The organism is Streptomyces sp. NPDC127190 (genome assembly GCF_042672505.1).
Classification (GTDB): Bacteria; Actinomycetota; Actinomycetes; order Streptomycetales; family Streptomycetaceae; genus Streptomyces.
In genome coordinates this window covers 439,978-447,600 of the sequence record NZ_JBHXVE010000003.1, presented here as the reverse complement: position 1 = coordinate 447,600, position 7,623 = coordinate 439,978, and the positions used below count along the sequence as shown (strand labels likewise).

General features: G+C 75.4%; 7 protein-coding genes. 4 read left to right on the top strand and 3 right to left on the bottom strand.

Annotation, left to right across the window (positions count from 1 at the left end; translation table 11 throughout):
• Nucleotides 1-884, top strand: an 884-nt coding sequence (locus ACFVIU_RS07830) for an XdhC family protein (protein ID WP_385841282.1), incomplete at its 5' end; no start/stop codon positions are given.
• Nucleotides 885-937: 53 nt separating this feature from the next.
• On the top strand, nucleotides 938-2,071 hold the full coding sequence (locus ACFVIU_RS07825; protein ID WP_385841281.1) for a CapA family protein: 1,134 nt from the start codon (nucleotides 938-940) through the stop codon (nucleotides 2,069-2,071).
• A gap of 19 nt (nucleotides 2,072-2,090) precedes the next feature.
• On the opposite strand, the gene ACFVIU_RS07820 is transcribed toward ACFVIU_RS07825, so the two are convergent.
• Nucleotides 2,091-2,834: a PP2C family protein-serine/threonine phosphatase gene (locus ACFVIU_RS07820; RefSeq protein ID WP_385841279.1), complete on the bottom strand. Its 744-nt coding sequence runs from the start codon at nucleotides 2,832-2,834 to the stop codon at nucleotides 2,091-2,093.
• A gap of 221 nt (nucleotides 2,835-3,055) precedes the next feature.
• Here ACFVIU_RS07820 and ACFVIU_RS07815 point away from each other — a divergent pair, with 221 nt between their 5' ends.
• The gene (locus ACFVIU_RS07815; RefSeq protein WP_385841278.1) at nucleotides 3,056-3,964 is read left to right on the top strand and encodes a TolB family protein; all 909 of its coding nucleotides are present in this window, start codon (nucleotides 3,056-3,058) and stop codon (nucleotides 3,962-3,964) included.
• A 47-nt stretch (nucleotides 3,965-4,011) separates the two neighbouring features.
• Here ACFVIU_RS07815 and ACFVIU_RS07810 read toward each other — a convergent pair whose 3' ends face one another.
• Nucleotides 4,012-4,575: a hypothetical protein gene (locus tag ACFVIU_RS07810; RefSeq protein WP_385841276.1), complete on the bottom strand. Its 564-nt coding sequence runs from the start codon at nucleotides 4,573-4,575 to the stop codon at nucleotides 4,012-4,014.
• A gap of 89 nt (nucleotides 4,576-4,664) precedes the next feature.
• Nucleotides 4,665-5,465, bottom strand: a complete 801-nt coding sequence (locus ACFVIU_RS07805) for a maleylpyruvate isomerase family mycothiol-dependent enzyme (RefSeq protein WP_385841275.1) — start codon at nucleotides 5,463-5,465, stop codon at nucleotides 4,665-4,667.
• Between the two features lie 255 nt (nucleotides 5,466-5,720).
• On the opposite strand from ACFVIU_RS07805, the gene ACFVIU_RS07800 reads away from it, so the two are divergent.
• Nucleotides 5,721-7,439 (top strand): sigma-70 family RNA polymerase sigma factor, encoded by a 1,719-nt coding sequence (locus ACFVIU_RS07800; RefSeq protein ID WP_385841274.1) that lies wholly within the window; start codon nucleotides 5,721-5,723, stop codon nucleotides 7,437-7,439.
• Nucleotides 7,440-7,623 lie beyond the last annotated feature (184 nt).

The following is a 7,623-nucleotide window of genomic DNA, read 5'->3' as shown; positions in this document are numbered from 1 at the left end:
GGGGCGGGACCGGGGGGGGGACGATCCCCGTGCGGATCCCGCGGGGCACCGCGGGGCCACCCGCGCGCCCCGCCCTCGGGGCGGCCCGGGCGGCCGCCGCGGGGGGTGAGCCGGCGGCCCTCGCCCGGGTCGCCCGGGGCCCGGCCGGCCTGCTCGGCCGGGGCCTGCTGGTCCGGCCCGACGGCACCGTCGAGGGCGGCCTCGGCGGCCACCCGGAGCTGGACCGGACGGCGGCGGCCGAGGCCTGCGCCCTGCTGGAGGCGGGCCGTACCGGCACGGTGGAGCTCTCGGCCGACGGCTCGCACTGCCCCGGCGGGCTGACCCTGCTGGTCGAGTCGAACGTGCCGCCCCCGCGGATGATCGTCTTCGGCGCCGTCGACTTCGCGGCGGCGCTGGCCCGGGCCGGGAAGTTCCTCGGCTACCACGTGACGGTGTGCGACGCCCGGCCCGTCTTCGCCACCCCGGCCCGCTTCCCCGACGCCGACGAGGTCGTCGTCGACTGGCCGCACCGCTATCTGCGGCGCACCGGGACCGACGCCCGCACGGTCCTGTGCGTCCTCACCCACGACGCGAAGTTCGACGTACCGCTGCTGACGGAGGCCCTGCGCAGGCCGGCGGCGTTCATCGGCGCGATGGGCTCCCGCCGCACCCACGAGGACCGCGACCGGCGGCTGCGGGCCGAGGGCCTGACCGACGCCGAACTGGCCCGGCTGCACTCGCCGATCGGCCTTGACCTCGGTGCCCGGACCCCCGAGGAGACCGCCCTGTCGATCGTGGCGGAGATCGTCGCCACCCGGCGGGGCGGCACCGGCGTACCGCTGACCGGCTCCACCACGCCCATCCACCACGAACCCGGCGACCGGCCGCGCCCGGCGGTCGCCTGATCGCCCGCACGTCCTCTCTCTTCGGCCGAGGGAGAGTGCCCTAGCGTGGAAGGGTGCACGACGGGTTGGTCACCCTGTTCCTCGCCGGGGACGTGATGCTCGGCCGGGGAGTGGACCAGATCCTTCCGCACCCCGGTGATCCGGCGCTGCGGGAGGCGTACGTCCGCGACGCCCGGGCCTACGTCGAGCTGGCCGAGGCGGCGAACGGGCCGATTCCCCGGCCCGTCGACTTCCGCTGGCCCTGGGGCGCGGCCCTGCCGCTCCTGGACGCCGCCGCACCCGACGTACGGGTGATCAACCTGGAGACCGCCGTCACCGCCGACGGGGACTTCGCCCCCGGCAAGGGGGTGCACTACCGGATGCACCCCGCCAACCTGCCGTGCCTGGCCGCGGTCCGCCCGGACGTCTGCGTGCTGGCCAACAACCATGTGCTGGACTTCGGCCCGCGCGGTCTGGCGGAGACGCTCGACGTCCTGGCGCGGGCGGGGCTGCGGACGGCGGGCGCGGGCCGGGACGAGACGGCCGCGCGGCGACCGGCGACCGTGCCCCTCGTTACCGGCGGACGGGTGCTGCTCTTCTCCTTCGGGATGCCCTCCAGCGGGATCCCCGGACGCTGGGCCGCCACCGGCCGGTGCGCCGGGGTCGACCTGGTCGCGGAGCCGTCGCCGGCCGCCGCGGCCGCGTTCGCCGCCCGGCTGCGCCAGGTCGGGCGGCCCGGGGACCTGGTGATCGCCTCGGTCCACTGGGGCCCGAACTGGGGCTACGGCGTCTCCCGCGCCGAGGTCCGCTTCGCCCACGCACTGGTCGACGCCGGCGTGGACATCGTGCACGGGCACTCCTCGCACCACCCCCGCCCGCTGGAGGTGTACGGCGGCCGGCTCGTCCTGTACGGCTGCGGCGACCTCGTCGACGACTACGAGGGCATCGGCGGCTACGAGCGGTACCGGGACGACCTGCGGGTGCTCTACCTGGTCTCGGTGGCGGCGGACACCGGCCGGCTGGCCGGCCTGCGGATGGTGCCGCTGCGGGCCCGCCGGATGCGGCTGGAGCACGCCCCGCCCGAGGACACCGCCTGGCTGCGCGCCACCCTCGACCGGCACAGCCGCGCGTACGGCACCCGTGTCGAGGACGGCCCCGACGGCACGCTCACCGTCCGGCTCCTGCACGGTGCACCCCCGAGCCGCTGACGCGCTCCTTGGCCTTTCGTCACTCCGCGACGCGCACCAGGGCGAGCGTGATGTTGTCGGGCCCGCCGGCCGAGATCGCGGCCTTCCAGAGCTCGTAGGCGGCGCGTCCGTCGTCGTACTCGCGCAGCACGGCGTCCAGCATCTCGTTCGGCAACGGGTCGGTCAGGCCGTCGGTGCTGATCAGACAGCGGTCCCCGGGGCCGAGGGGAGCGGCTGTCACATGCGGGACCACCGGGCGGTACCCCCGGGTGCCGCCGAGGCACTGGGTCACCAGCGTGGTGGTACGCCGCCCGGGTGCGAGCGGGGGGCTGTCGTCCGTGCTGAGCTGGAGCACCCCGTCCGGCGGCGCGGCGAAGACCCGGCTGTCGCCCACGTTGAACACCAGCAGCGACCGGGGCAGGACGACGGCGCCCGCCACGGTCGTGCCCATCGTGGCCAGGGCGCCGCCCGCTTCCGCCGCGGCCGCGAACACCTCGCGGTTGCAGGCGTGCAGTGCCTCGCGCACGTCGTCCTCGGTGCCGAGGCGGTCCCCGGTCGCGGCGAGCCGGCGCACGACCAGCGCACTGGCCACCTCACCGCCCGGCTGCCCGCCGAGCCCGTCGGCGACCGCGACGACGAGCGGCGTACCGAGCGGGAACACCAGCGTCTGCGGGCTCTCCGTCACGGTGGCGCACAGCGTCCACGGCCCGACCACCAGGCTGTCCTCGTTGCGCTCACGGATCAGTCCGGGGTGGCTGAGCCCGGTCACGGCGACGTACGTCATGGAGGACCACCGCCTTTCCCGCCTCGTTCTCTCCTCTGTCGGCCGGGCGTGTTACGGCCCTGTGACGCCGAACGGACCGTTCCAGGATCGGCGCCTGACAGGCTCGGCAGCGAACAGAGCGGCAGACGGTCGCGCGGCCCGCAACGGGCCCCGGGGGACGGCGGAGCGGCTCTGGCGTTGCAGTACCGACCACCTGTAGACGTTCCTGGGGGAAATCCGTCATGACCACGCGTACCCGCACCACCGCCGCCGCCATCGCGGTGGCCGCCACCGTCACCGGCAGCGCACTGCTGGGCCTCTCCGGCGCCGCCTCGGCCGCCACCGCCACCGGCCACTCCGCCCTGACCGTCAGCAACGGCACCAAGTACGTGCTGATCGACGGCCACCGGGTGAACTTCCACGTGCCCGTCCGGGACCTCGCCTGGTCCCCGAACGGCGCCAAGGCCGCCTTCATCGACGGATCCGGCAACCTGGACATCGCCAACCCGGACGGCAGCGGGCGGGTGGTCGTCGCCAAGAACCCGGGCAACCAGAACTGGTCCCACCCCACCTGGCAGGTGACCGCCAAGGACACCCAGAACGGCATCCCCGCCAAGGACAACCTCATCTTCGCCGCCCGCGCCAAGGACGTCTCCCGGCTGAAGTACGTCTCCGCCAAGGCCGTCCACGGCACGCCGAAGACGCTGCCCCTCGCCGGGGACCCGGAGCCGGGCGGTGCGGTGCCGCAGACCGGCAACGTCTGGCCGAACGCGGGCGGCCACTACGGCACCGCGGTGTACGCCAACGTCGACACCGGTGCCGTCTACATCCGCGACGACTACCTGCGCCAGCAGGGCGGCAAGCTCACCAAGGGCTCCCAGCCGGCCCTGTCGCCCAACGAGGAGAAGGTCGTCTTCGTGCGCTCGGTCGCCGGGCACGACCACCTCCTCGTGGAGGACTTCGAGCACAACGGCCGCATCACCGACCTCACCCCGCACGCCACCACCGACTACACCGAGCCGGCCTGGTCGCCCGACGGCAAGACCCTCGCGGCCCGCACCCCGTCGGGCACGGTGACCCTGCGCGCCGACGGCACCGGCCACCCGACCAAGGTCACCACGACGACCGGTCTGGCGGCCTACCGCCCCTGATCCCGGCGGTACCACGGGCCGGGCGGGTCAGGGCGGAGCGGTGCGGGTCACCGGTCCGTCCGGGCCAGCTCGGCCCGCAGCTCGTCCAGGTGCACATCCGCCGAGTCGTGCGGCAGGAACTCGACCACGTCGAGGAACCGGAACAGCACCTGGCTGCTGGTGATGGCGTACTCGAACTCGCCGAAGCCCACCACCGCGCCCAGGGTGCCCCGCGCGGCGCCCCGCACCACATGCGCGGTCATCTCGTCCGGCTGCTCCGCCGACAGCCCGCGCCGGGCGTTGGGCCGGGCCAGATAGGGGCACACCATCGACGCGTACAGCATGCACGCGCGGTGCCCCGGCCCCTCCAGTGTCGGCGCGAGATTGCGGTACGGCCGGTCCGCGGCCAGCGCCTCCGCGATCGCCGCGCTCTCCGCGGGGCCCACCACCCGCCACACCGGGCCCTGCGGCATGCCCCGGCCGCACACCGAGCACAGCCGCTGTGCCGCGCAGCGGGCGCTGCGCTCGTAGTCGGTCAGCGCGAACTGCGGTTCCTCCCCCTCCCACGGTGTGATCGCCGGTACCGGATACCCCCGTACGTCCCTCGGCCGGTCGGCAACCCCCGCCGGCATGGGAACACGCTCGAATCGCACAGCCCATCCCTACCAGTCCCGGCGCCCGGACACCAGCACGGGCCGGGTGCCGGGAAGCACCGGCGGGGTCAGAACGCGGTGTGGGCGAACCAGCGGTCGAGCACGGTGGTGTCCCCGGTGATCTCGTAGCCGGGCTCGCCGTACGTGCGCCGCCCGTAGAGCAGGAGCAGCAGGTCCGCAGCGGTGGCCCGTACCGTCACCGTGTGCGCTGCGGACCCGGCGGGACCGGCCTCCGGCGTCGTGAGCAGCCGGAAACCGTCGGTGTCCAGCCGTACCGGCCACTCCTCGCCGTCCGTGCTGCGGAAGGCGATGGTCTCACCGGTGCCGCGCAGCCGCGTCACCCCGGGCGCGAAGAGCCCCGCGTACGGCAGGTTGACCAGGAACTCGTCCACCCCGTCGGCCGCCAGGACGGGGTCGACGGCCGGCTCCCGGCCGACCGCGCGCTCCGCGTCCACCCGGTGCACCAGCGTCTCGAAGAGCATGCGGCGGGCCCAGAACCGCGCGTGCGGGTCCGCGCCCCACGTCCACATCGCCGCGTCCGGATCGGTGTCCCGCAGCACGTCCGCCACCTGCGGCACGCCCGCCGCCACCCACCCGGGGTACTCCTCGGCCCGCTCGGGCAGCCCCAGCTCCACGTCACGGCTGCGCGGCGGCTCCTGCACCCGCCGGGTCAGCAGCGCGCAGAACCAGCGCTGGAGCGAACCCACGTGTTGGGTGAGGTCGGCCAGCGTCCAGTCGGGGCAGCAGGGCACGGCCCGCCCGGGGTCGGCCCCCTCGACCGCCGCGGCGAAGCGCCGGGTCTCCTCCTCGATCGCCGCGCGGTAGGTGTCGTACGGCAGCGGATGTGCCGCCTTGTCCGTCGTCGTCATGGGCCGCCGTCATTCCCCTTCTCGGCAGGTACTCGGTCGCGATCAGTGTGGCTGCTGGAGTGCACTCCAAGGCAAATCGCCGCCGACCGGTGTGACGTCGCCCATTGCGGTCCGCCGCCGATGCTGTGACCCTTCGCCGCGAACGACTCGCCGAAGAAGTCGAACATCTCTCCGAGTAACTGTTATCCGCGCGCCCCTCGGCGGTCTCCCAGATATCGGACAGCACCGTTCGGCGACGAGAACAGGGAAGCTTTGATGAGTACACAGCGCACGGTGGGGCCGGCCGCACTGGTGAACGCTGCCCGGGCGGGCGACCCGGCGGCCCAGGACGCCCTGGTCAGCGCCTACCTCCCGCTGGTCTACAACATCGTGGGCCGGGCACTGAACGGCTCGGTCGACGTCGACGACGTGGTCCAGGAGACCATGCTCCGCGCCCTCGACGCGCTCGGCGACCTGCGCACCCCCGAAAGCTTCCGCTCCTGGCTCGTGGCCATCGCGATGAACCGGGTCCGGGCCCACCGGCAGGACCGGCAGTTCGCCCCGGGCGCCGTCGAGGAGGCCGCCGACCTGGCCGACCCGGGCGCCGACTTCGTGGACCTGACCATCGTCCGGCTCCAGCTGTCCGGCCAGCGCCGGGAGACCGCCGCCGCCACCCGCTGGCTGGAGCCGGACGACCAGGAGGTGCTGGCGCTGTGGTGGCTGGAGTGCGCCGGCGAACTGACCCGCGCCGAGGTCGCCACCGCCCTGGAGCTGTCGCCGCAGCACACCGCGGTCCGCGTGCAGCGGATGAAGGCACGGCTGGAGGCGGCCCGGGTGGTCGTCCGGGCGCTCGACTCCCGGCCGCTGTGTACGGAGCTGAGCGCCACCCTGGCCACCTGGGACCGGCTGCCCTCGGCGCTGTGGCGCAAGCGGATCGCCCGGCATGCCCGCGACTGCGTCCGCTGCGGCGGTCTGTGGCAGGGGCTGCTCCCCGCCGAGGGGCTGCTCGCCGGGCTGGCCCTGGTCGCGGTGTCGTCGGCGCTGCTCACCACCGTGCGGTCCGCCGCGGCGGCGACCGCCCCGGCCGCGGCCACCGCCCCGCTCCCGCCGCACCCGGCCCCGGCCGACCCGCTCGGCACCCAGGTCACCCAGGTCCTCCCCGCGGCGCAGCCCGGCCCGGGCGACACCGGCTCCGCCGCCCCGCTCGGCACCGACACCGGTGCGCCGCCCCGCCGGCCGGGGTCCCGGGGCGAGGCCCGGCGGCGCCGGCGGCTGCGGCGGCGCGCGCTGGGCGGGGCCGTGGTGGCGGCCTGTGTGGCGGGCGGCGGCCTGTGGTACGTCGGCCCCGGCTCCGCACCGCGCACCCAGGACACCGGCGCCGCGCGCACCGCGGGTGCGCCCAGTGTCGACCTCGCCGCCCCGAGCACCACCGCGGCCTCGCCGTCGGCCGACCCGTCCCCGTCACCGTCCCCGCGCCGGACGAAGAAGAAGACCACCGCCAAGAAGAGCCCCCGCCCGACGCACAGGGCCAGCACCCCCAAGCCCACGCCCACCCGGACGGCGTCCGCCGCGCCGCGTCCCTCCGCCACCCCGCGGCCGGTTCCGCCGGCCACCGGCACCGTCGCCCAGGTGATAGCCCTGGTGAACCAGGAGCGGGCGAGCGCCGGCTGCGGACCGGTCACCGAGAACGCGCTCCTGGACAAGGCCGCGCAGGGCCACTCCGACGACATGGCCGCCCGGCACTTCTTCGACCACGTCAACCCGGACGGCGCCGACCCCGGCCGGCGTATCACCGCGGCGGGGTACAACTGGTCCACCTACGGGGAGAACATCGCCCAGGGCCAGCCGACCCCGAAGGCCGTGATGGACGCCTGGATGAACAGCCCCGGCCACCGCGCCAACATCCTCAACTGCTCCTTCAAGGAGCTGGGTGTGGGCGTGCACACCGGCCCGGGCGGGCCGTGGTGGACCCAGGACTTCGGTGCCAAGCTCTGACGCTCCGCCGTACTGCTGACACTGGCGCACTGCTGACACGGGCGGACCGCTGAAACCGGTCCGCCGGACCGGCACGGCGCGGGGGGCGGCCCCCGGGGGGGGGGGCCCCCCCGGGGGGGGGCGGCGGGGCGGGGGCGGGGGGGGCCGCGGGCCGGCCGGCGGGCGCGCCCCCCCGGTGGGCCCG

Excerpts from the sequence above, each read along its gene's own strand:
- ACFVIU_RS07815 (WP_385841278.1), top strand. The coding sequence starts at position 3,056 with ATGACCACGCGTACCCGCACCACCGCCGCCGCCATCGCGGTGGCCGCC.
- ACFVIU_RS07805 (WP_385841275.1), bottom strand. The coding sequence starts at position 5,465 with ATGACGACGACGGACAAGGCGGCACATCCGCTGCCGTACGACACCTAC.
- ACFVIU_RS07810 (WP_385841276.1), bottom strand. The coding sequence starts at position 4,575 with ATGCCGGCGGGGGTTGCCGACCGGCCGAGGGACGTACGGGGGTATCCG.
- ACFVIU_RS07820 (WP_385841279.1), bottom strand. The coding sequence starts at position 2,834 with ATGACGTACGTCGCCGTGACCGGGCTCAGCCACCCCGGACTGATCCGT.
- ACFVIU_RS07800 (WP_385841274.1), top strand. The coding sequence starts at position 5,721 with ATGAGTACACAGCGCACGGTGGGGCCGGCCGCACTGGTGAACGCTGCC.